The organism is Amycolatopsis sp. NPDC039088 (assembly GCF_055598845.1).
On record NZ_JBVKAE010000016.1, the window covers coordinates 98,490 to 122,998 of the forward strand.

Here is a 24,509-nt window from a genome sequence, read left to right on the forward strand (position 1 = left end):
GTTTCGTTCCACGAAACCGGCGCCGAATGGACGAAATCTTCCATGCTTGACGAGATCGATCGCGGTTTGATCCACGCGCTGCACCTCGACGGCCGGGCGCCGTTCAGCCGTATCGGCGTCGTGCTGGACGTGTCCACGCAGACCGTCGCGCGCCGCTACCAACGGCTTCGCTCCGAAGCGGGGTTACGGGTGGTGGGCCTGCCCGACCCCGGCCGGGCAGGCCTGACGCAGTGGATCGTGCGGCTCACCGCGCAGCCCGCCACGGCGCGGACACTCGCCCGTTCACTGGCCAAACGGCCGGACACGTCCTGGGTCAAGCTGACCTCGGGCGGCACGGAGATCGTCGCGATCGCGCAGACGCCGAGAGACTCGCCGAGTGCGATGCTGCTGCACGACATACCGCGTACCGCGACCGTCACGGCGGTGTCCGCCCATCTCATGCTGCACACCTATCTCGGTGGCCCGACGGCTTGGCGCGGACGGTTGGCCGCGCTGACCGAGGAGCAGCGAGAAGCGTTACGGCCCAAGGAAACCGCCGTCGATCACGGTCCGCTGACCCCGGCGGACCACGCCCTGATCGACATGCTCCGCCACGACGGCCGGATGAGCGTCACGCAGCTCGCCGTCGCGACCGGCCTGTCACCGGCGACCGTGACCCGCCGCCTGGTCGACCTTCGCGCGAGCGGCGCGCTCTTCTTCGACGTCGAGATCAACGCGGCCCTGTATGGCGTGACCACGCAGGCGTTCCTCTGGATGGCGATCGCACCGGCGGATCTGGACGAGGTCGCGACGACCCTGGCCACGCACGAGGAGCTGGCGGTGGTCGCCGCCACGACCGGGCCCACCAATCTGATCGCGCAGGCGCTCTGTCCGGATCCCGCCTCGCTGCACCGCTATCTCACGCGGCGGCTCGGCGCGTTGCGCGCGATCCACACGGTGCACACCGCGCCGGTGCTGGAGATCGTGAAGGCGGTCGGACCGCTTCCGGCGTGAGTTCAGAACCGGTCGGCGTGTTCCGTGACCCATTGGGCGAAGGTGCGGGCCGGTCGGCCGGTCACCTTCTCGACGGTGTCGTCCACGGTGCTCGCCTCCGCGGGCGGGTCGGCGTACCAGCCGATGACGTACTCGGCGTCTTCGCGGGAGACGCCGGTGGCCATCAGCCGGTCGATGGCCGCCTCGTGGGGCAACTCGGCGAACGTGATGTCCCTGCCGAGGGTCTTCGCGAGGACCGCGACCCGCTGACGCGGGGTCAGCACTTCCGGGCCGGTCAGGTTGTAGGCCTGACCCGAATGGCCGTCTTCCAGTAGCGCGGTGACCGCGACGGCGGCGATGTCGGCCTCGTGCACGAGCGCGCTGGGGAAATCGTACGGCTCGCGGACCACGCCGTCGGCGCGGATCGCGTCGATCCAGGTCAGCGTGTTGGACATGAACTCCTGAGGCTCCAGACGCGTCCATTCCACGTCGGACTCGGCCATCGCCTGTTCCGTCGGACCGACGTAGCCGCCCCACACCATGGTCATCCGGCGCACGCCCGCGTCCACGGCGCGCTTCACCAGGTCGGCGCCGACCTCGGCGAGCCCGGCCGTCGCGGTGATGTGCAACCGCGTGACGCCGTCGAAGGCTTCGGTCAGCGTTTCCGGCGCGGTGTGCGTGCCTTCCACCACTTCGACGCCTGCCGGAAGCCAGGCTCCGGAGGGATTCCTGGTGAGTGCCCGGACGCGTTCCCCGCGCCGGAGCAGTTCGGCCACCACGTGGCGGCCCGTGCTCCCGGTGGCTCCTGTCACCAAGACGGTCATGGTCGATTCCCTTCGTCTTCCGCGAAGGTAAAAGCTCCAGCAATGTGGAGGTCAAGCGGACCGATCAGGAATCGAGAAGCGCAGGCACCCGCCGGATCCCTAGCGTCTTCGCCACAGGCAAAACCGACCTCAGGAGGTTCCCGTGAACAAGCGGATCCGGACGTTCCACCGCTGGACGTCCCTCGTTTTCGTCGCGACCGTCATCGTCTGCTTCGTCGTCGTGGCGATGGGCGATCCGGCCGAGTGGGTGCTCTACACCCCGCTGCCGCCGCTCTTCCTGCTGATGTTCAGCGGTCTGTACCTGTTCTTCCTGCCGTACGCCGTCAAGCGGCGGGACCGGCGACGCGTGGCCGGGTGACCGGGCAAGTCTTATTTTATGGCAAAAATTAACAGCCGTCGTACGGGTCCGAAACCCTTGACGCGCCCGTCTGGTCCGGTGAAGATCGGCCGGTCCCCGCCTCCCGCAGAATGGACCAGACCATGGCAAGACGTTCTCGTGCGCGCCGAAGTCCGCTCGTCGCCTTGATGAGCCTCGCCCTGCTCGGCGGGGCCGTGGCGGCCGCGCCGTCGGCGGGGGCGGCCGACCAGCCCGTGATCGGGAAGCCCGCGCTCGACCGGGACGGCTGCGCCCGGATCGAGAAGAGCCTCCCGACGCTGGCCGACTGGCCGAAGGTCGAGAGCCGGTTCAAGGGCAAGGCCGGTGACGAGCAGCGGATCACCCAGCTCCTCAAGGGGATGACCCTCGAGGAGAAGGTCGGGCAGATGACCCAGCCCGAGATCGCCGCCATCACCCCCGACGAGGTCCGCCAGTACTCCATCGGCTCGGTCCTCAACGGCGGCGGTTCGTGGCCGAACCAGGACAAGCACGCGTCCCAGCAGGACTGGCTGAAGCTCGCCGACGCCTACTGGGACGCCGCCAAGAGCAGCCGGACCCGGACCCCGGTGATCTGGGGCATCGACGCCGTGCACGGCAACAACAACGTCTACGGCGCCACCGTCTTCCCGCACAACATCGGTCTCGGCGCGGCGCACGACCCGTGCCTGGTGCGCGACATCTCCGCGGCGACGGCCCGGCAGATCCGCGCCACCGGCCAGGACTGGGCGTTCGCGCCGACGCTGGCCGTCGTCAAGGACGACCGCTGGGGCCGGACCTACGAAGGGTTCTCCGAGGACCCGCGGATCACCCGGGCGTACGGCTACGAGGCGATCAACGGTCTCCAGGACGGATCGTCCAAGCGCATCGGCTACAACGGCGTGATCGGCACCGCCAAGCACTTCATCGGTGACGGCGGCACCCTCAAGGGGCAGGACCAGGGGGTCAACCCGTCTTCCGAAGCCGAGATGATCAATGTCCACGGACAGGGCTACTACGGCGCGCTCGCGGCGGGCACGCAGACCGTGATGGTGTCGTTCAACAGCTGGACCAACGCCGAACTCGGGATCAACGAGGGCAAGCTGCACGGCAGCGACAAGGCGCTGAACCAGATCCTGAAGGGCAAGATGAGCTTCGACGGCCTCGTCGTGTCCGACTGGAACGGCATCGGCCAGGTCCCCGGCTGCACCAACGCGTCGTGCCCGCAGGCGATCAACGCCGGTATCGACATCGTGATGGTCCCGCACGACTGGAAGGCGTTCATCGCCAACACCGTCGCGCAGGTGAACGGCGGTCAGATCCCGCTCTCGCGGATCGACGACGCGGTGACCCGCATCCTGCGCGTCAAGCTGCGCTCCGGGCTGTACGAGTCGCAGAAGCCGTCCGAACGTTCCTACGCCAACTCCGACGAAGCGCTGAAGGAGACTTGGCTGGCACGCGACGCGGTCCGCTCGTCGCAGACGCTGTTGAAGAACAACGGCGACGTGCTGCCGCTGAAGCCGAAGTCGAAGGTGCTGGTGGTCGGCAAGAGCGCGGACAGCATCCAGAACCAGACCGGCGGCTGGACACTGAGCTGGCAGGGGACCGGCAACACCAACGCCGACTTCCCGAATGCCACCTCGATCCTCGCCGGGCTCAAGCAGCAATTGGGCGACGTCAACGTCACCTTCGACGAGAAGGGCGACACCGACCCGAAGGGCTACGACGCCGTCATCGCCGTCATCGGTGAGACCCCGTACGCGGAAGGCGTCGGCGACTTGACCCGCAAGACGCTCGAAGCCGCGAAGCTCTACCCCGAGGACCTGGCCGTGCTGGACAAGGTCCGCGGCAAGGGCGCTCCCGTCGTCACGGTCTACGTCGGCGGCCGCCCGCTGTACATGAACAAGGAGATCAACCGCTCGGACGCGTTCGTAGCGGCCTGGCTGCCCGGTACCGAGGGCGGCGGTGTCGCCGATGTCCTCGTCAAGGGCGGCTTCAAGGGCACCCTGCCGTACTCGTGGCCGAAGAGTGCCTGCCAGACACCGCTGAACGCCGGTTCGCCCGAGTACGACCCGCTGTTCAAACTCGGCTACGGCCTCAAGACCGGGCAGCGGGTCACCATCGGGCAACTCGACGAGACGGCCGGGCCGGTGACGTGCGGTTCGACCGGTGGCGGCGGGACCGCGACCGAGGACCTCGAGCTGTTCAACCGGACGGATGTCGCACCGTACAAGGGTTTCATCGGTTCCGCGCAGAACTGGGGCGGCACCGAGATCGGCCCGGACGGCACCGCTTCGCACGCCGAGATCGCGGTCGTCCAGTCCGATGTGAACGTCCAGCAAGATGGCCTCAAGTCGACCTGGACCGGCACCGGCCCCGCCCAGCTCTACTTCCAGAACCCGGCCGGTACCAACGATCTGCGCGGCTACCTCAACGCCGACGCGGCGCTGGAGTTCGACACCATCGTGCACCAGGCACCGGCCAACCGGACGGTGATCAGCATGCACTGTGTCTACCCGTGCTTCTCCGAGGTCAACGCGACCAAGCTGTTCACCGACCTGGCGGGCGCGCCGAAGTCGACGGTGAAGATCCCGGTGTCGTGCTTCGCGAACGGGTTGGATCTGGAGAACGTCAACACGCCGTTCCTGGTGTACACCGACGGGCAGTTCTCCGCTTCGTTCGCGAACGTGCGGTGGGTGCCGAAGGGTGCTCAAGATCCCGACGCGAGGCCTTGTTCGAGTCTGAACTGAAAGTCTCGTGAGTGGTGATGATGGTTCTTGAGGGGTAAGGAAAAACGTGGTGTGGCCTGAAGGCTCCCTTTGAGACGTTGAAGGTCTCGAAGGGAGCCTTCAGGACATCAGGCTTCCCGCTGTGCCGCAGCAGTGGTGTCGGCCACGATAACTTCGCCTGACCCCTCAACAGAATCGACTTTCGCTGACCAGTCCAGATTCACGGCCCCCACGGACACCCCACGGTCGCCATACCTCTAGAAACGTTATTGCCACTCCCGAGGAGCGCGGCTGAGTTCGGTGAGCAGCAGGGCTTCCGCATGGCAAGCTCGTCCGAACTCCGTGAGGTGCACGCTTTCGTCGGCGCCGTGCGGGTTCGAGTCCGTGTCCGCGCCCGCGCTGGTGATCAGGATCGCGGCGGCGGGGAACGCGGCGGCGAATTCCGCGACGAACGGGATGCTGCCCCCGCTGCCGATGTGGATCGCGTCCTCGCCGTAGGCCGCGCGGTAGGCGCGTCCGGCCGCCGCGTAGGCGGGGTGGGAGGTGTCGACGTGGTGGGGTTGTGCGATCTCCGTGACCGAAACCGTCACCCGCGCGCCCCACGGGGTGTGCGTGGTCAGGTGCTCGGCGAGCGCCGCGGCGGCGCGGACCGCGTCGTCGCCTGGGGCCACCCGCAGTCCGACCTTGGCCTTGGCCACCGGGATGAGGGTGTTCGACGCGTCCGCGACAGGGGGCGCGTCGATGGCGAGGACACCCACCGCCGGTTTGGCCCACAGCCGCTCCGCGATGGAGCCCGTGCCGTGTAGCTCGACACCATCGAGCACACCCGCCTCGGCGCGATACCTCGGCGACGGATAGCCGTACTCGGGAACCGATCCGGTCTTGAGGCCTGCCACGGCGACGTCACCGTGTTCGTCGTGCAAGGTGGCGAGCAGCCTGCACAACGCGCTGAGCGCGTCGGGTGCCGGGCCACCGAAGCCACCCGAGTGCACACCGGTCTCCAGCGTGCGCAGTTCGACGACGCACGCGGCCGTGCCGCGCAGGGAAGTGGTGAACGCCGGTGTGCCGCGCTCCAGGTTCTCCGAGTCGGCGAGCACGATCACGTCGGCGGCGAGCCGGTCGCGGTACCGGGTGAGCAGGGCGCCGAGTGTCGGCGAAGAGATCTCCTCCTCTCCCTCGACGAGCATGGTGACGCCGACCGGGGGCTTGCCCTCGTGCGCGAGCACCGCGGCGAGGTGGGCCGCGATACCGGACTTGTCGTCGGCCGTGCCCCTGCCGAACAGCCGGCCGTCGCGTTCGGTCGGCTCGAACGGCTGACTGCTCCACCCAGCGAGGTCACCGGCGGGCTGGACGTCGTGGTGTGCGTACAGCAGGACGGTCGGCTGTCCGGGTGGTGCCGGATATCTGGCCAGTACCGCGGGCAGGCCGCCCGGGATGTCGTCGAGGATTTCGACTTCCGGCATACCCGCGTCGCGGAACAGTGTGGCCGTCAGTTCGGCGCTGCGTCGCACGTCGTCGGTGGATCCCGCGCTCACCGACGGGATCCGCACCAGTGCGTCGAGTGCGGCACGCGCCGTCGACAGCGCCTTGTCGACATGGATCATGGCCTGTCTTCCTTCCGGTCGAGTATCGCGGGGACGAGCGCGGCGAGCAGCACGGCGGCGGTGAACGCGAACCCGGTCAGGTAGCCGAACGGTCCGGTCAGCAGCCCGAAAGCGACCGCGCCGATGCCGAATCCCGCGTCGTAGGCCAGGTTCCACAGCGCGCTCGTGCGACCGTATTCGGCGGCGTCGACCCGCTCGATCATCAGTGCCAGCGTCACGTTCTGCGCCGCGCCGAATCCCGCACCGAACAACGCCATCCCGGCGACGATCGCGAGCGAACTGTCCGTCGACAGCAGCAACGCCGCGCCGACGGCCGAGACGAGCACGGACGGAACGAACAGCCGCCCGGAGCCGTGCCGGTCCCCGAACCGGCCGGCGGCGAAGCGGGCGGCCGACATGGTCAGTGCCTGCACGAGGAGCGCGATGGCCGCCGTACCGCGTGCTTCGGCGGGCACCGCCAGCGGGAGGAAAGTCGCGAACACCCCCGCGCCGAACGTGATCGCGGTGAAGGCCACCGTCGGCCGGGCGAGCCCGCGGACTCGAAAGGCCCCCAGCATCGAATGCGCCGGTGTCGCGTCGCCTGGTTTCGACGGCAGCGCCGACACGACGGCCAGCGGCACCAGCGCCACCACGGCGGCGGCGGTGAACACCGCCGTGAACCCGAACCGTTCGCTGAGCCAGATCCCGGCGGGCAGTCCCACGACCGCGGGCACCCCGACCACGACGCCGTAGAGCGCGAGCCCTTCGGCGCGGCGCCGGGCCGGGGCCAGCTCCGCGGCGAGCGCGCTCCCGATGACGACCACGATCCCGAGTCCGGCGCCACGCACCAGGCTCACCGCCAGCACCAGCGCGGTGGCGGGCGACGCGATCAACACGAGTGCGGGCACGCCGAGCAGAACCAGGCCGAGAGCGAACACGGCGCGGTAGCCGAGCCGGGCCAGCAGTCGCGGCACGGCCAGTTCGGTCAGCACCGTGGACAGCATCATCGCGCCGGTGGCGAGCCCGGCGCCGAGTCCGCCGCCGCCCGATTCCGCCGTGTACACCGGGACCACCGACACCAGCAGGTAGAACCCGCTGAGCGCGCCGAAGGCGGCTATCAGCAGCATCACCAGCTGCCTGCTCACCCGTGGTGAGGTCGTCCTGTCGAGGGAGTCGCCGATCATGTCGCCAGCCTGCGGTGCCCGGACGCGGTCCGGCATCGGGCAGGTGCCCTATTCGGGTCCTTAGACTTCGGCCCATGGCGCTCGTGGAACGGGATCGGGAACTGGCTGGGCTGCGTGCCGCCTTCGACCAGGCAGGCGCGGGCGCGCCGGCCACCGTACTGATCGCCGCAGACGCGGGAGTGGGGAAGTCGAGCCTGGTCGGCGAGTTCGCGGCGACGCTCGGCGACGCGGCGCGAGTGCTGTCCGGCGGTTGCCTCGACCTCGGAGAGAACGGCCTCCCCTTCGCGCCGTTCACCTCGATGCTGCGTGACCTGGTCGGTGCGATCGGTGTCGCCGGTGTTCTCCAGCGGCTGCCCGGCGGCGTGGCGGGCGAACTCGGACGGCTGCTGCCCGTGCTGGGATCACCACCCGCCGGGGACACGGAGCTGGCCAAGGCACGCCTGTTCGAACAGCTGCTGTCCCTGGTGCAGTCCCTGGCCGAGGAGGGGCCCACGGTGCTGCTGGTCGAGGACGTCCATTGGGCGGACCGGTCGACCCGGGAACTGCTCCTGTTCCTCGTCGGGAACCAGCGGGCGGTGCCTGCCGTGCTCATCCTGCTCACTTACCGGACCGACCTCGACCGCACTCACCCCGCGCGGCTGTTGCCGTCGGAGCTGGCCAGGATCGGCTGGGTCCGAAGGCTCGACCTCCACCCGCTGTCCAGGCGAGGGGTGACAGCGCAGCTGCGTGAGTTGCTCGGTCACGAGCCGGATGTCGATCTCGGCGACGAGGTCTTCGCGCGGAGCGAGGGCAATCCGCTGTTCGTCGAGGCTTTGCTGAGTTGTCGTGATCAGCGTGGTCCCGTAGTGCCGCAGTCGATCCTTCAGCTGCTGATCGCCCCGCTGACACGCTTGCCCGCGCCGAGTCAAGAGGTCGTGCGCGCGGCGTCGGTCTGCACTGTCCACATCGGACATGAGCTGCTCGCGACGGTCACCGGGCTCGACGAGGCGGCGCTGACGGCCGCGCTGCGCCCCGCCGTCGCGGCGAACCTGATCGGGGTGAGCGGCGAGGGCTACCGGTTCCGGCACGCGTTGGTCCGCGAGGTCGTCCAGGACGATCTGCTTCCCGCGGAGCGCGCCCGGCTGCATGTGCGTTACGCCGAAGCCCTCGAACGTGATCCGTCGCTCGCGTTGCCGGGAAAGGCGGGCGCGCAGCTCGCCGTCCACTGGGCGGCGGTCGCTGACAAACATCCCGCCAGAGCGCTGACCGCGGCTTGGCGCGCCGCCGCGGCGGCCGGGCGGTCACTGGCCTATGCCGAGCAGCTGCACTTGCTCACCGAAGTACTGCGGCTGTGGAGGCTCGTGCCCACCGCGGAAGACCAGGTCGGTGCCGGACGCCGTGACGTGCTCGGCATGGCGGTGGACGCGGCCACCTCGGCAGGCGACGTGACCCGCGCCCTCGCCTTCCTCGAGCCCCTGCTCGCCGAGATCGACGCCACGGCCGAGCCGAACAGGGCGGGCCGGTTGCTGATGTGCCGGGGAGAGCTGCGGCACGCGCTCGGACAGCCCGGCGGACTCGAGGACCTGCGTGCCGCCGCCGCACTGATCCCCGAAACGGATCCGACGGCGGCGACGGCACTGGCGACCCTTTCCCGCCGTCTGCTGACAGTGCCGTGCGAGGCCGAGGGGCGGCTGGTCGCCGAGGCGGCGATCACCGCCGCCCGGCGCTTCGGCGATGTCCGCGCCGAGGTGATGGCGACGGCCGACCTGGCCTACTCCCACGCCAGAACAGGCGATCTCGACACGCAATTGCCGAAGCTGCGAGAAGCGGGCACGACCGCGCGAAACCACGCCGACGACGTCGCACTCCTGCACGTCTTGCGCCGCGAAGCCGATGTGCTGCAAGGCGAAGGGAGGCACGCGGCGGCGGCGACGGTGGCCCGGTCCGGTCTCGCCGTGTGCACGGCGGCCGGTCTGGTGCGGACGGCGGGCCCGATCCACGCGGCGAACCTCGCCGAAGCGTTGATCGCCGTCGGCGACTGGGACGAAGCCGCCGAGACGATCGAAAACGCGCTCGGTCACCCGCCGATCCCCGGCCTCGACGCCTATCTGCTGGTCCTGCACGGAACGATCCGGCTGGCCAGAGGGGATCTCGCCGGAGCGGAGACAGCGTCCGCGTACGCGCGCGAGGTGTTCACCCGCGGTTATCCCGATACGCAAGACCTGCTGCCGCTCGCCCGGCTGAACATCGACCTGAAACTGGCCGGGCACCGGCACGCCGAGGCCGCCGCGCTGGTGACCGAAACGTTGACCTTGCCGGACATCGAGGAGAGCCCACGGTATCTGTGGCCGGTGCTGGTGGCCGGAGCCCACCTGCCCGAATTCCGTCCCCGGTTGCGGTCGTTGGCCGACACGGTCCCGACGATCGGCCCGGTGCAACAGGCGCACCGGCTCACCTTCCTCGCGCTCACCGATCCCGGACAGGCCGCCTGGGACCGGGCCGCCGCGGCCTGGGCGGAGCTGGGGGAGCCCTACCCCGAGGCACGGGGATTGCTGGCGGCGGCGACAGCCGCCATCGAGACCGGTGCTCACGACGACGCGGCCACTCGTCTCCGCCGCGCCGCCGCGCACGCCGACCGGCTCGGCGCCGTCCCGTTGAGCGCCGAGATCGCCCGGTTGGCGACGGCCCTTCGTGTCTCCTTGGCCGAACCCGAAGAGTCCGCGCTCGACCGCCATGGCCTCACCGGGCGGGAAATCGAGGTGCTGCGACTGCTCGCCGAAGGACGGACCAACCGCCAGATCGCCGCCGAGCTCTACATTTCCGCGAAGACCGTCAGCACCCACGTCTCGAACATCTTGTCCAAATTGGACGTTTCCGGTCGGGTCCAGGCCGCGACGGCCGCCCACCGGCTCAACCTGCTGCCTGCCACCGGCTGATCAGGAAGGGCGGTTCATGTCGGGGATCTCGATGTGCACCGGCCTGCCTTCCGAGAGCCACAACCGGATGTACTGCCGGATCGCCTCGTCCAGCACCCAGGCGACCGGCGGTACAAGCGGCAGCGGGATGAGCTTCTCGTGGAACGCCACCAACGCGGGGAACGCGGTGCCGATCAGCGGGTCCCAGACCGGTTCGCGCGGGATGCCGTTCCACTCGGAGACCCGGTCGCCGACGACGTACCGCGCCAGCGCGTTGACCATCGGCCGGTCGGCGCCGCCGGGACTGGTCTGCTCGGCGAGCATGTCGAGGAGGATGTCGGTGAGTTCGACGCCCTCGCGGGTCGGTCCCATCGCCGGGTCCAGCACCTGCGTGGATTGCGCGTATGCCGCGTCCCATGTCGAGGGCAGGTACTCGTCACTGATCCCGAGCAGATGGCCGGTCACCTGCCAGATGTGCAGGTAGGCGGCGGAATGCGCGGGGGAGACCGCCACACGCCACTCGGTCAGCTTGCGCATCGTGTAGGTCGGCAAGGTGTGCCAGGTGACCAGCATGTCGTTCTGGCTGATCGGGATGCCCTGCTGCCAGTGCGGCGATTGCGGCAGCAGATGCCGGACGGCGGCGTGCACCAGCCGGGTCTTCACCGCGGAGACGATCAACTGGCCGTCGGGCCGGTAGGCGTTGAGCGAACCGACGTCGTAGCCGAGCTTGGCCGTCTTCGCGACGCGGTCCTTCATGTCCGCGCCGCCTTTGGAGTAGTAGACCGCCCTGGCCTCGTTCGGGATGGCGGTGCTCAGCATCCCGCCACCGAGGCCGTTCAGCAGGTTGACGAACCGGCCGCTGACCTTCATGAAATCCGCCGCCTTGTCCAATTTGGACTGATCGGCCCACGGTGGCAGCGCTCGCGCGTGCTCGACGAACTCCCGCAGCTCCGGCGGTAGCCCGGACGGCGTCGGCTGGTCGTTCCTGGTCCAGGTCCGCAGCGCCTGGTTGACCTGCGCCACCTGGCCTCGGTCGAGGACCGCGGCGACCACGGGATCCGCTTCGGCGTCCCACACCCACTTCGGATCGGTGCCCGCCCCCGTTCCGGCCACCGAACCGCTCGGACTCCACGCCCAGGCGGGCTGGGCCAGCCCCATGGCCCCCAGCAGAGTCGCTCCGCCACTGACGATCAGCATCTTGCGTCGATTGAGTTCGGTCATGCGCCAGTACTCCTCCTTGAGTCCCGGACCTGCGGATTGATACTGTGATACAAGTAGTGCAACCGCGTATCTCAAGGAGAGCACAATCATCGCGAAGACGCCAGACCCGGATTCTCTGCTGGAGCGTGCGCTCACCGACGCGCTCGAACGCGCCGAAGAAGGCGACGAGATCGCGCTCCGGCTCCTCGACGCCGCCTACGAACAGTTCTGCCGGATCGGGATCCGCCGCTCCACCATGGAGGACGTCGCCCGCCGGGCCGGCGTCTCGCGAATCACCGCCTACCGCCGCTTCGCCACCAAGGACGCTTTGGTCGAGCAGGTGGTACGCCGCGAGTTCCGGCGCTACTTCGACCAGTTCCTGCTCGACATCCAGCACGCCGAATCGGCCGCGGACCGCGTCGTGCTCGGTTTCGCCAGCGCGCTGCGGGCGATCCGGCACAACCCGCTGATCGGCGGGCTGATGACCGTCGAGCCCGACGTGCTCGTCCCGTCGATGGTCAGCGACGGCGGGCACACCCTGGCGGCGGTGCAGCGGTTCGTCGCGGGCCAGCTCCGCCGTGAGCAGCACGCCGGCCACGTCTCGGAAGACGTCGACGTCGAACTCGTCGCCGAACTGATGACCCGGGTCTCCGCCTCGTTCCTGGTCACCCCGAGTCACGTCATCGATCTCGACGACGACGAACAGGTCCGCGAGGTGGCTAGGCGGTTCCTGGTCCCGATGCTGCGGCCGAAGTGAGGCCGTCGATCAAAATGTCCAGGGTCCTGGCGAAGTCGCGCTCCGGATCGACGGTCGCGAGCGCGGGCAGCGCGCGGCTGAAGTTCGGCAGGACCGCCGGATCGATCCGCCGGAGATAGTGGTCCATCTGTTCCTGCTCGGCTTCGCCGCGTCGTTCCGTGGCGAAGCCGGCGGTCGTCAGGAGTAAGGAACCGAACACGAGGCTGTTCAGGGCGCCGAGGGCCTGGCGGACCCCGTCGTCGTCGAAACCGGCTTCGTACAGCGCGCCGACCAGGTCCTCGATCGGCTGCAGGGCGCGCAGCGAGTTCGGCGTGGCCTCGTCGGTGACCAGTGCCATCGGCACGACCGGATGCCGGGCGAGCGCGCGGTAAAGGTTGAGCACGGTGACCCGCAGCCGGTCCGGCCAGGGTGCACCGGGGTCGGCCCGTTCGATCCCGCGGTAGACGCGTTCCGCGATGCCGTCGAGGATGTCGGTCTTGTTCCGGACGTGGTTGTACAGCGCCATCGCTTCGACGCCGAGTGTCTTGGCGAGCTTGCGCATCGAGAGCCCCTTGAGGCCCTCTTCAGCGGCCAAGGCGAGCGCCGCGTCCAGGACCTTCTCCCGGTTCAACGGTTCTCTTCGCGTCATCTCGGCGCCTCTCACTTGACAGGTTTACGGTGTATCTATCATATTTACAGTGTACATTTACGCTGTAAATACGGGGGTGTCGTGAACGACGTGATCATCGTGGGCGGGGGACCGGTCGGCCTGCTGCTGGCCGGTGAGCTTCGGCTGGCCGGAGCGGATCCGCTCGTACTGGAGGCGGCTGACGGGTCCGTCCGCCGGAACCGGAGTTTCGGGTTGCGTGGTCTCAACGGCCGGACGTCGCAGTCCTTGAGGCTGCGCGGCCTGACCGAGGCGTTCTCGGCGGCGCAGGCCGAGATGTTCCATGCCGTCCGCGGGCTTTCGCGCCAGATGAAGGGCAATCGTGCCAGGGGGCACTTCGCCGGTCTGCCGCTCGCCGAGGACGAGGTCGCGCCGGGGGCGGCCGGTGGGTTCATTCTCAAACAGCATGTGCTGGAACGGATCCTCGCCGAGTGGGCGACGGGGCTAGGGGTCCGTGTCCGTTCAGGCAGTGAGGTCGTCGACGTCGTCCAGGAAGAATCGGCGGTCCGGGCCGTGCTCGCCGATGGCCGTTCCGAGCGGGCCGCGTACCTGGTGGGTTGCGACGGTGGCCGCAGCGTCGTGCGTAAACAGTCCGGGATCGCGTTCCCCGGTACGGAGGCGACGATGACCGGCCGGATCGCCTCGGCCGAACTCGCCGATCCTGGCGCGGTGAAGTCGGCCATGCACGGCCCCGGTGGAATGGTGAATCTGTCGCTGATTCCGGGTGAGATCTCCACCATGGAGTTCGACGGCGGGCCGGGGGACCGTGACGCGCCACTGACGGTGGAGGAGATGCGGGCGAGCATCAGCCGCGTCGCCGGAATCGACGTGACCGTCACCAGGCTGGACGGCGGAATCCGCTTCAGTGACAACACGCGTCAGGCGGCCACCTACCGGCAGGGGCGAGTGCTCCTGGCGGGCGACGCCGCGCATGTGCATTCGCCGATCGGCGGTCAGGGCTTGAACCTCGGCCTCCAGGACGCGATGAACCTCGGCTGGAAACTGGGTCTGGTGGTACGAGGAGCGGCGCCGGAGTCCTTATTGGACACTTACACCGCGGAACGGCATCCCGTCGGTGAGCGCGTGCTGCGCAATACCCGGGCCCAGGTCGCCCTGATGCGTCCCGGCCCGCAGGTGGCCGCGCTCCGCGAGGTACTGGCGGAGACCTTGGAGATCCCGGCGGCCAAACGGCATTTCATCGCGATGGGCAACGGGACCGACATCGACTACGCGCCGGACTCCGCCCATCCGCTCGTCGGCCGCTTCGCCCCGCTGCCGCTGGTGGAGCGGGAAGGCCGTCCGCTTCTGGTGGGCTCCGCTCGGATTCGCGACGTCGTGAACGGCCGTGCCGATCGGGTCCGGGTCGTCGAGGCGGACTCCGGCCCCGCCTTTGTGATGCGGCCGGACGGGTACGTCGCTTGGGCGGCGTCGGATGGTGAGGTGGCTGGGCTGTCGGAGGCGCTCACGCTGGTCGCGGGGTAGTGCCTGCAGCGGTCGGGTGTGGAGGATTTGTCTTGATCAACGGAAGATCAGGGACGTTGAGCTGAGCGTCCCAGCGAATTCCCGTGACCAGCTCGTCAACGAAGGTGAAATTCTCGTGCATGGTCACTTGTCGGCCAGCGCCAACGACACCAGCCGATCGATCACCTCGGTCAGCGAGAAGCCAGCGGCCTTCATCATCCGCGGGTAACGGCTGTAGGAGGTCAACCCCGGCAGGGTGTTCACCTCGTTGAGCACTACACTGCCGTCTTCCTTAACGAACAGGTCCACCCGAGCCAGACCGCGGCAGCCCAGCGCGCGGTAAATGGCCTTCGCGGTTTCCTTCACCAGATCGCGCGACTCGTCGGAGATATCGGCGGGGCAAATGAACGAGGAGTTCTCGGAGCCGGTTTCCGGCGAGGCTTCCTGGTGAATCTTGAAGAATCCGTGCGTGAGCACCACTCGGTCCAGCTCGCCGATCAGCAACTCCGAACCATTACCCAGGATGGAGCTACCGACCTCGCTGCCGACCACCGCTTCCTCGATCAGCACCTTCGCGTCGTATTCCCGGGCAGCGGTCAGCGCTGCGGACAGTTCTTCCTTGCTGGACACCTTGCTGACCCCGAAGGCGGAACCGGACCGGGCCGGCTTCACAAAAACGGGGTAGTTGAGCTGGTCGGGGTCGACATCCGCGTCGGAGTTGACGATCCAGAATTTCGGGGTGGCGATTCCGGCGTTGCTGACCACGGTGTAGGTCAGCGATTTGTCCATACACACTGCGGAACTCGGGATATCGCAGCCGACATAGGGGATGCCAGAAAGTTCCAGCAGGCCTTGCATCGCGCCGTCTTCACCGAACTTGCCATGCAGCACGGGCAGCACGACATCCAGGCCGATCGAGTCGTACTTACCCTCGTCCAGCACCAGCAAGCCGCGGGTGCTCCGGTCCGGCGACACCACGACCGGGCGGCAGTCGCCGCTTTCCCAGTCCCCATCCGGGCCGTCGCAGAGCTTCCACGCGCCGTCGCGGGTGATGCCGATCCAGAACGGTTCGTACTTGGCCGTATCGAGGCTCTTGGCCACCTCACGCGCCGACTTGACGGAGACGAGGTGCTCCTCGCCCGAACCGCCGAACAAGATGCCGAGCTTCAACCTAGCCATGATGCCTCCCATTTTCGAAATTCAGGCAGTTAAGGAGCTTGTTTTGCACAATATCCTGCAGCGCGTGATCGGTGGTCAGCTGGGGTTGAGTGTCCCAATCCTCCGTTGATCAAGCTCCGTCACCGGTGCGTGCAGCCCCACGACGGTGAAGGAATCAGGACACTCAACGTCCCGATTCCTTGACCGCAGGACATCCGGCGCTTCCGGTGCTCTTTGCTCGCGGTGAAGTACATGATGGCCCCCTTCCTTGCGCTAGGCGCAAGGAAGGGGGCCATCATGTACTGGGGAAGGGGGCCTTCACGGCCAGGCCGCCACTCGCGACCCGGCAGGCCTACCTGGTCGCGGGTGGTGACCAGGTCAGCCGCGGATCCGTCTGCACGAAGCTCCCCAGCAGCTGATCGATCTGCGTCAGCACGTCCAGCTCCAGTACCACCCCGGACGCCTTCGCGTTCTCGGTCACCTGTGCGGCGCTGCTCGCCCCGGTCACCACGGAGGCGACGGTGTTGTGCTGCAACGTCCACGCGATCGCCAGTTGCGCCATGGTCAGCCCGGCCTCGTCGGCGACACCGCGCAGCATGCCGACGCGTTCGATGAGGTCCGGCAGAAGCAGCGGCCGGGCCTCGGGGGACTTCGCGGCCCGTGAGTCCGGCGGGATCTCGCCGGGCCGGTATTTGCCGGTCAGCACGCCCTGTGCGAGCGGGACCGACGCGAACTGGCCGATGCCCGCGCGTTCGCAGACCGGCATCACCTGCGCCTCGGCGACCCGCCAGAGCATCGAGTAGTGCGGCTGGTTGGCGATGAGCGGGACACCGAGCCGGTCGGCGATGGGCTTGGCCTCCAGCAACTGTTCGGCCGTCCATTCCGCGGTGCCCGCGTAGAGGATCTTCCCCTGCCGTACCAGATCCGACAGCGCGAGGAACGTCTCCTCCAGCGGGGTGCGGTAGTCGAACCGCAGCAACTGGTAGACGTCGATGTAGTCGGTGCGCAGGCGCCGGAGCGAACCGTGCAGCGATCTGGTGAGGTGTTTGCGGCTGAGGCCGGCGTCGTTCGCGCCAGGGCCCTCCGGCCAGAACACGCCGGTACACAGGACGAGATCGTCGCGGCGGGCGGGGGTCAGTGCCGCGGCGAGGTTCTCCTCGGCGGCGCCGTTGTCCCAGGCCGCGGCGGTGTGGAACGTGGTGACGCCCGCGTCGAGCGCGGCCTCGACGCACTCCGCGCCGCCGGGATGCGTGAGCCAGTTGCCGTAGGAGATCTCACTGACGGACAGCCCGCTCGCGCCGAGCCTGCGGTAGTCCATGCTCACCTCTTCAGCGCGCCGGTTTCGAGGATGGTGCGGTCGATCCATTCGTCGAGACCCGCGGCCTTGCGCGCGTAGGTCTCCCGCACCGATTCATGCGGCAGGATCAGGAATTCCTCCGACGCCAGACCGTGCACGACGGATTCCGCGACGTCCTCCGGTTCCAGCAGCGGTGCCGCGGCGGCGATCGCCAGCGCGGCGGGATGACCGGCGGCGATCCCCGGCTCCAGCAACGCGGTCCGCACCCCGAGCGGGCACAGTGCGCTGACCCGCACGCCACGCGGCCGGTAGGTGATGGCCAGCCATTCGGCGAGGCCGACGGCCGCGTGTTTGGTCACCGAGTAAGGCGCGTCTCCGGGGGTGCCTAGCAGACCCGCTCCCGAAGCCGTGATCAGCAGGTATCCCTGACCCCGGCTCAGCATCGCGGGCAGCGCGACCTGCGCGGCGTGCACATGCTGCATGACGTTGATCGCCCACGATCGCGTCCATTGTTCGTCCGCGGCGTGGACGCCGGTACCGAAGGCGGCGCCGGCGTTGGAGCAGAACAGGTCCACCGGCCCGAACTCCGCGCGCGCTTCGGTGACCAGCATCTTCAAGTCCTCTTTGGACGCCGCGTCGGCATGGCGGGCGATCGCGGCACCGCCCGAGGCCGTGATCCCGGCGACGACCTTCTCGGCCGCGTCGAGGTCGAGGTCGGAGACCACCACTCCGGCGGCGCCTTCGGCGGCGAACCGGCGGGCCATGGCGGCGCCGATACCGTGTGCCGCGCCGGTCAGCACGACGACTCGTCCTGTCACTTCCACATGCGCTCCATGGTTATTCGTTCTGCTGGCGATGACAATTCTTCTGTTTTGTTATGGCGGTGAGTAATGCGGGGTCGAAAACTGGAGTCGAGGTGATAAAAGTGCAGGTCAGCGACCTGTTCTGGTCATGTCGACTTATTTGTTTCCGGCGCCGGACTTTAGCATGCGATCCCTTGTTTTTCGACTTCTCTTAGGAGAGTATTGCGCTCTCTGCGGCAAGTAGGTTATTTCTTGGGAATCCCGCTGAAGATCGCCGAACCCGGCGAGGTTCGACCCAGCCAAGCCGAACAGGAGGTCCGCCGGTGAGTCATGCGACGGCGCGCACGCGGGTACTCGGCGTCAACCCGCTCGGACGGCCGGATCCGGGGCTGGCGGCCGCCGTCGCCAGGGGTGGCGGGCTCGGCATCCTCGACATCGGGCCGACCGGGTCCATAGTGGACAGAGGCTTCCCGTTCGGGGTCAGGATCGTGGCCGGTCGCCGCGTGCGGCCCGAAGAGGTGCGGGAAAGCGGCGCGGGGCTCGTCCTGCTGGCCGAAGGGGCGGTTTGGCAGGGCCGGGCCGAGGTTCCCGTGCTGGCCGAGGTGACCGGTGTCGAGCAGGCCGTCCGGATGCTCGACGCCGGCGCCTCCGGTCTGGTCGCCAAGGGTGCCGAGGCCGGTGGCGCGGATCTCACCACGTTCGTCCTGCTGCAGCGCCTGCTGGATCGGTTCGGCGAAGAAGTCCCGGTGTGGGCGTTCGGCGGCATCGGAGCGCGGTCGGCGGTGGCCGCGATCGCCGGTGGCGCGGCCGGGGTGGTGCTCGACGGACTGGGCCTGTTCCCGGAGGCCGACGTGCCCGCGGCGACCCGGATCGAGCTGGCCAGGGCCGACGACGGGCTCGCGACACTGTTCGCGAACCGGTTCGAGGACGCGGAAAGCGCTGTCCGCTCGGTCGTGCGTTCGCTCGCCGTGCCGCCCTCGGCGAGGCCCGCGGAGCTGGGCGCTCGACTGTGCCGGACGCTGGGAACCAGCCTCCCCATCGTGCAGGGGCCGATGACGCGGGTGAGCGACCAACCCGGTTTCGCCGCCGCCGTCGCCGCGCATGACGGGTTCCCGTTCGTCGCGGTGGCGACCGCGAACGGTGCGAAGACCACCGAACTGCTCGGCCGCACCGCCGAGGCGCTCGGCGACCGGCCGTGGGGAGCGGGCATCCTCGGCTTCGTCCCGGAGGCCCTGCGCACCGAACAACTCGCGGCGATCCGGGCCGCGCGCCCGCGCTGCGTGCTGATCGCGGGCGGGAAACCCGCGCAGGCCAAGGCCTTGGAAGCCGACGGGATCGCGACCTTCCTCCACGTGCCGTCGCCGATCCTGCTGAGGCAGTTCCTCGACGCGGGGGTCCGCAGGTTCGTTTTCGAGGGCGCCGAATGCGGCGGGCATGTCGGCCCGCGGTCGAGTTTCGTGCTGTGGGAGCAGCAGCTGGACGTCCTGCGTGAACACGGCGCCGACGACGTCGAAGTGCTGTTCGCGGGCGGGATCCACGACGCCAGGTCCGCCGCCATGGTCGCCGCGATGGCGGAACCCTTGAAAGACGGCGTCGGCGTCCTGATGGGCACCGCGTACCTGTTCACCGAGGAAGCCGTCACGCACGGCGCCATCACCGGGGTCTTCCAGGACCGGGTGCTCGACGCCGCGTCCACGGTCACCCTGGAGACCGCGCCCGGACACCTCACCCGCTGCCTGCCCAGCCCGTACACCGAGGAGTTCGCCGCGCTGAAGGCCGGGCTCCGCGCGGACGGCGTCCCGCCGCAGGAGGCATGGCAACGGCTTGAGGAGCTGAACACCGGCCGGCTGCGGATCGCCAGCAAGGGGATCCGGCGGGAAGGTGACGCCCTGGTCGAGGTCGACACCCTCGGTCAGCTCGCCGAGGGGATGTACATGGCGGGCCAGGTCACGGTCCTGCGGGAACGACGCACCGACATCGCCACCCTGCACCGTGAGGTCACCGAAGGCGCGGCGGAACTGCTCGCCGCCAGCCCGTCCGTCGAAGAGTCCGTTGTGGACGGTGACATCGCCATCGTCGGCATGGCGTGTGTGTTCCCCGGCGCGCCCGATCTCCCGGCGTTCTGGTCCACCATCCTGCGCGGCGCGGACGCCGTCACCGAGGTGCCGGATCAGCGCTGGGACAAAGAGGTCTACGCCGGTCAGTCGACGTCGAAGTGGGGCGGCTTCCTGCCGCCGGTGGACTTCGACCCGCTTTCCTACGGCATCCCCCCGACGTCGATGGGCAGCATCGACCCGGCGCAGCTGGTGTCGCTGCGGACGGCGCGGCGCGCCCTCGAAGACGCGGGATACGGCGACGGTGGCTTCGACCGCGAGCGCACCAGTGTCATCTTCGGTGCCGAAGCCGGGGGGGACCTGGCGAACGCCGGGGTCCTGCGCGCATTGTTGCCGAGTTATCTCGAAGACGTCCCGGAGGAGCTGCTCACGCAGTTGCCGGAGCTGACCGAAGACTCGTTCCCCGGGACGCTCGCCAATGTCATCTCCGGCCGGATCGCCAACCGGCTCGACCTGGGCGGCACCAACTACACCGTGGACGCCGCGTGCGGATCGTCGCTGGCGGCGCTGGACCTCGCGGTGAAGGAACTGCGGGCAGGCACCAGCGAGATGGTCCTGTGCGGTGCGGTCGACCTGCACAACGGCATCAACGACTACCTCATGTTCACCTCGGCGGGCGCGCTGTCGCCGACGGGACGATGCCGTCCGTTCGACGCGGCGGCCGACGGGATCGCGCTCGGCGAGGGCGTCGCTTGCCTCGTACTGAAGCGGCGGGCCGACGCCGAACGCGACGGCGACCGGGTCTACGCCGTGGTCAAGGGCGTCGGCGCGGCCAGCGACGGGAAGGCCCTCGGCCTCACCGCGCCCCGTCCCGAGGGACAGCGCCGGGCGCTCGAACGGGCCTACCGCGACGCCGGGGTCTCGCCGGCGGACGTCTCGCTGGTGGAGGCGCACGGCACCGGCACGGTCGTCGGCGACGCCACCGAACTGACCACGCTCACCGAGTTCTTCCTCGACGCCGGTGCCGCGCCGGGCGCTTGTGCGCTGGGTTCGGTGAAGAGCCAGATCGGGCACACGAAATGCGCCGCGGGGCTGGCGGGACTGATGAAGGCGGCGCTGGCGCTGTGGCACGAGATCGTGCCACCCACGCTGCATTTGACCAGGCCGAACTCCGCCTGGGACGCCAAGAGCAGTCCCTTCACCTTCTCCACCGGCGCCCGGCCGTCGCCGGTTTCGCGCGGCCGTGAGTTCGCCGGAGTGAGCGCGTTCGGGTTCGGTGGGACCAATTTCCACGCGGTGCTGGCGGCCCCGGGGGTCCCGCCCGACCGGCGGCACGGGCCGCGCGACTGGGACGCGGAGCTGGTCCTGCTCCGGGGCTCCGATGTGGACAGTGCCCGCGCCGCGCTGCGGGACCTGCTGTCGGCGAACGAAGGTCGTCCGCTGCGGGAGATCGCCGCGCTCGCCGCCGAACGGGACGGCTCCGGCCCGGTGCGGCTCGCGGTCGTCGCGAGCGACCTCGCGGACCTGCGGGAGGCCGCCGAGGGCAGGGGCGGGCTCACCGCCGACGGCACCGGATCCGGCGCGGTCGCGTTCCTGTTCCCCGGACAGGGCAGCCAGCGGACCGGCATGCTGGCGGAGCTGTTCGTGCACTTCCCCGAGCTGGCCGACGTCCTGCGGCTCGCGCCCGACGTCGCCGCGACCACGTTCCCGCCTCGCGCGTTCGGCGAGGAGACCCGGGCGGCGCAGGACGAGGCGCTCAAGGACACGCGTGTCGCGCAGCCCGCGCTCGGGCTCGTCGAATCGGCCGTCTGCCGTCTGCTCGCCGACCTCGGCGTCCAGCCGGATCTGCTGGCCGGGCACAGCTACGGTGAGCTGGCCGCGTTGTCGGCCGCCGGTGCGTTCGACACCCCGACCCTGGTGGCGCTGAGCCGGGCAAGGGCCCGCTCGATCGCCGAAGTCGCCGGTACCGATCCCGGGGCGATGGCAGCGGTGAAGGCGTCCCGTGAAGACCTGGCCGCCGTCCTCGATCGGCCTGATGTCGTTCTGGCCAACCACAACGCACCCGCGCAGACCGTCCTTTCCGGACCGACGGCCGCGGTCGAAGACGCGGTCCGCGAGCTGCGGGAGCGAGGGATCGCGGCCAAACGGATTCCCGTCGCCTGTGCCTTCCACAGCCCGCTGGTGGCCGGGGCGAGCGACGTATTCGCCGTCGACCTCGACAACGCCGAGATCGGCGATCCCGCCTTGCCGGTGTGGTCGAACCGCACCGCCGGACCGTACGAGCCCGGAAAGGTCCGCGCCGAACTCGCCGCGCAGATCGGGGCGCCGGTGCGGTTCGTCGACCTGATCGAGGATATGTACGCCGCGGGTGCGCGCACGTTCGTCGAGGTCGGCCCTGGACAGGTGCTTTCCCGGCTGGCCAAGGAGATCCTCGGCGACCGGCCGCATACCGTGGTCGCGTGTGATCCCGCCGGCCCCGGTCTGCGCGGGTTCCTCACCGCGCTCGCGCGGCTGGCGCTCACCGGCGTCGATGTCCGCACCGAGCGGCTCTTCCGCGGCCGAGTCCGCGTCGGACCGCTTCCCAAGCCTGCCTGGACCGTGGACGGTCAGACCGTCCGCGCGCCCGGCGGCGAGGTCCCCGCCCATGGGCTCGTGCCCGCCCGACGAATCCCGAGGACGACCATGAACCAGCCCGCGCCCGGTCGTGACCAGGCCGTCGTCGAATTCCTCCGCACCAGCCGCGAGATGCTGGCGGCGCAACGGGACGTGATGCTGGGGTACCTCGGCACCGCGCCGCTTCCCGCGACGCCGGTGTCGGCTCCGGTCGCTCCGGTACTGCTGCCGCCGGTCGAAGCACCGGTCGTGGCCGCGCCCGCGGAGGAGCCGGAGCCCCTCGCCGAGGCCGCTGTCACGGACGTCCTCGCCACCGTGATCGGCGCGATCAGTGAACGTACCGGCTATCCGGCCGAGATGATCGACGCCGATCTCGACCTCGAAGCGGATCTTTCCATCGACTCCATCAAACGCACCGAAATCGCGGGCTCGCTGCTGGCGAAGCTCGGCCTCTCCGGACGGGTGCACGACGACGCCCAGGACCAGCTCAGCCGCGACCGGACGGCGAGCGCGCTGGCCGCGCGGCTGCGGAAGTGGCTCGAACCCTCGGCGCCGGTCACCGTGACCCCGGCACCCGCCGAGTCCCCGGTGGGCCGCGCGCCCGGCCGGTACCTGCTGAGCAGGGTGCCCGCGCCGCTCGGCACGCCCGATCTCACCAAGGTCGTCGGCAAGACGATCGCGGTGAGCTTCGAACCCGGCCAGCAGGAGCTGGCCGAGTCGGTCCGCGCGGTGTTCACCGAGGCGGGCGCGACGGCGGGGGAGCGGGACGTCGCCGACGTCGTCATCGTGCTGAACCCGTTGTCGGACGCCGAGGAACCGGTCGCCGCGCAGGTGTTCGGGCTGCTCAAGGACGCCAAGGGCGCGGTGGTCGTGGTGGCTCGCCCGGGGGCGGGGCACACCGCCGGACTGCGCGGCCTGGTCCGCGCCGCGGCGAGGGAACGGACCGAGCCGACCAGACTGGTCGAACTGGAGTCCACAGTGGACCTCGCGCGCATAGTGCTGGAGGAGGTGATCGCCGAGGGCCCGGCCGCCGTGCGGTACGACACCGCAGGTCGCGCCGCTTTCGAACCGTCGGCGGGATCCCTCGGCTCGATCGCGTACGCGGGCGCGGGCCCGGACGGCGGGGAGACCAAGGCACTCGGGCTCGGCGCGGATTCGGTGCTGCTCATGATCGGCGGCGCTCGCGGGATCACCGCGCGGGCGGCGATCGCGCTCGCGGCCAGTGGCTGCCGGATCGAACTGGCCGGGCGCACGCCGTGGCCCGCGGAACCCGGTGACGAGGACCTGCCCGGTGACGCGCAGGGAATGCGTTCGGCGTTGGCCGCGCGTGGTGGTTCGCTGGCCGACATCGAACGCCGGGTGCGTACCGTGCTGGCCCAGCGCGAGATCGCCAGGACACTCGACCAGATCGGCGCGGCCGGTGCTACCGCGGCCTACCGATCGCTGGACGTCCGTGACGCCACCGCAGTCCGGCAGGTGGTCAAGGATCTGCACACGCGATACGGCCGCATCGACGGCGTCGTCCACGCGGCCGGGGTGATCGACGACAAGCTCATGGCGGACAAGGACGAGCACTCCTTCCGCACGGTCTACGGGACCAAAGTGGATGGTGCGCGCGCGTTGCTCGACGCACTGGAGCACTTCGGCGTGCGGCCCGGATTCGTCACGTTCTTCGGCAGTATCGCCGCGGTTCTGGGCAACCGCGGCCAGACCGACTACGCGGCGGCCAACGACGCGCTGGAGACCCTCGGCGAGCAGTGGGCCGAGCGCACCGGCTGCCGCGCGCTGACCGTCCACTGGGGACCGTGGGCTCCCTCGGACGACCATGCCGGCATGGTGTCGCCGGAACTCGCGCGTGAATACGAACGCCGGGAGGTCGCGTTGATCGACCCGGACGAAGGCACCGCCGCGCTGCTGCGCGAGCTGGCCTACGGCCCGGCCGACGTCCGGTCAGTGCTGTACACGGCGTCACTGTGGTGAAT

General features: G+C 69.4%; 15 protein-coding genes. 7 read left to right on the forward strand and 8 right to left on the reverse strand.

Translation table 11 applies throughout. The annotated features are described in order from the left end of the window. Positions 1-42: 42 nt before the first annotated feature. Positions 43-993, forward strand: a complete 951-nt coding sequence (locus ACZ7KI_RS21570; RefSeq protein WP_470274893.1) for an Lrp/AsnC family transcriptional regulator — start codon at positions 43-45, stop codon at positions 991-993. Between the two features lie 2 nt (positions 994-995). On the opposite strand, the gene ACZ7KI_RS21575 is transcribed toward ACZ7KI_RS21570, so the two are convergent. After that, entirely contained in the window at positions 996-1,796 is an 801-nt protein-coding gene (locus tag ACZ7KI_RS21575) for an NmrA family NAD(P)-binding protein (RefSeq protein ID WP_470274894.1), read from the reverse strand. Between the two features lie 142 nt (positions 1,797-1,938). Between ACZ7KI_RS21575 and ACZ7KI_RS21580 the strand changes: the two genes are divergently transcribed. Beyond that, on the forward strand, positions 1,939-2,154 hold the full coding sequence (locus ACZ7KI_RS21580) for a hypothetical protein (RefSeq protein ID WP_470274895.1): 216 nt from the start codon (positions 1,939-1,941) through the stop codon (positions 2,152-2,154). Between the two features lie 167 nt (positions 2,155-2,321). Beyond that, positions 2,322-4,898 carry a glycoside hydrolase family 3 protein gene (locus tag ACZ7KI_RS21585; RefSeq protein WP_470274961.1) on the forward strand — a complete coding sequence of 859 codons (2,577 nt, stop codon included), beginning with the start codon at positions 2,322-2,324 and terminating at the stop codon, positions 4,896-4,898. A 245-nt stretch (positions 4,899-5,143) separates the two neighbouring features. Here ACZ7KI_RS21585 and ACZ7KI_RS21590 read toward each other — a convergent pair whose 3' ends face one another. Continuing rightward, complete coding sequence (locus tag ACZ7KI_RS21590) at positions 5,144-6,481, reverse strand: M20/M25/M40 family metallo-hydrolase (protein ID WP_470274896.1); 1,338 nt, start codon at positions 6,479-6,481, stop codon at positions 5,144-5,146. Then, on the reverse strand, positions 6,478-7,644 hold the full coding sequence (locus ACZ7KI_RS21595) for an MFS transporter (protein WP_470274897.1): 1,167 nt from the start codon (positions 7,642-7,644) through the stop codon (positions 6,478-6,480). Before ACZ7KI_RS21595 ends, ACZ7KI_RS21590 begins: the two co-directional genes overlap by 4 nt. Before the next feature lie 74 nt (positions 7,645-7,718). On the opposite strand from ACZ7KI_RS21595, the gene ACZ7KI_RS21600 reads away from it, so the two are divergent. Continuing rightward, complete coding sequence (locus ACZ7KI_RS21600; protein ID WP_470274898.1) at positions 7,719-10,559, forward strand: helix-turn-helix transcriptional regulator; 2,841 nt, start codon at positions 7,719-7,721, stop codon at positions 10,557-10,559. Here ACZ7KI_RS21600 and ACZ7KI_RS21605 read toward each other — a convergent pair whose 3' ends face one another. Further along, positions 10,560-11,759 (reverse strand): oxygenase MpaB family protein, encoded by a 1,200-nt coding sequence (locus ACZ7KI_RS21605; RefSeq protein ID WP_470274899.1) that lies wholly within the window; start codon positions 11,757-11,759, stop codon positions 10,560-10,562. 169 nt (positions 11,760-11,928) lie between these two features. Here ACZ7KI_RS21605 and ACZ7KI_RS21610 point away from each other — a divergent pair, with 169 nt between their 5' ends. Beyond that, the gene (locus tag ACZ7KI_RS21610) at positions 11,929-12,495 is read left to right on the forward strand and encodes a TetR/AcrR family transcriptional regulator (protein ID WP_470274962.1); all 567 of its coding nucleotides are present in this window, start codon (positions 11,929-11,931) and stop codon (positions 12,493-12,495) included. Here the strand turns inward: ACZ7KI_RS21610 and ACZ7KI_RS21615 are convergent. Next, entirely contained in the window at positions 12,458-13,123 is a 666-nt protein-coding gene (locus tag ACZ7KI_RS21615) for a TetR/AcrR family transcriptional regulator C-terminal domain-containing protein (protein ID WP_470274900.1), read from the reverse strand. The genes ACZ7KI_RS21610 and ACZ7KI_RS21615 overlap by 38 nt on opposite strands. A gap of 81 nt (positions 13,124-13,204) precedes the next feature. Here ACZ7KI_RS21615 and ACZ7KI_RS21620 point away from each other — a divergent pair, with 81 nt between their 5' ends. Further along, positions 13,205-14,623, forward strand: a complete 1,419-nt coding sequence (locus ACZ7KI_RS21620; RefSeq protein WP_470274901.1) for an FAD-dependent monooxygenase — start codon at positions 13,205-13,207, stop codon at positions 14,621-14,623. Positions 14,624-14,746: 123 nt separating this feature from the next. Here ACZ7KI_RS21620 and vanA read toward each other — a convergent pair whose 3' ends face one another. The 3 genes from vanA to ACZ7KI_RS21635 form a co-directional block, all read right to left on the reverse strand. Beyond that, the gene (gene vanA, locus ACZ7KI_RS21625) at positions 14,747-15,781 is read right to left on the reverse strand and encodes a D-alanine--(R)-lactate ligase (RefSeq protein ID WP_470274902.1); all 1,035 of its coding nucleotides are present in this window, start codon (positions 15,779-15,781) and stop codon (positions 14,747-14,749) included. Between the two features lie 331 nt (positions 15,782-16,112). After that, the gene (locus ACZ7KI_RS21630; protein WP_470274903.1) at positions 16,113-17,078 is read right to left on the reverse strand and encodes an aldo/keto reductase; all 966 of its coding nucleotides are present in this window, start codon (positions 17,076-17,078) and stop codon (positions 16,113-16,115) included. Between the two features lie 2 nt (positions 17,079-17,080). After that, the gene (locus ACZ7KI_RS21635; RefSeq protein WP_470274904.1) at positions 17,081-17,881 is read right to left on the reverse strand and encodes an SDR family oxidoreductase; all 801 of its coding nucleotides are present in this window, start codon (positions 17,879-17,881) and stop codon (positions 17,081-17,083) included. A 302-nt stretch (positions 17,882-18,183) separates the two neighbouring features. Between ACZ7KI_RS21635 and ACZ7KI_RS21640 the strand changes: the two genes are divergently transcribed. Further along, positions 18,184-24,507: an SDR family NAD(P)-dependent oxidoreductase gene (locus ACZ7KI_RS21640; protein WP_470274905.1), complete on the forward strand. Its 6,324-nt coding sequence runs from the start codon at positions 18,184-18,186 to the stop codon at positions 24,505-24,507. The last annotated feature ends 2 nt before the right edge of the window (positions 24,508-24,509 follow it).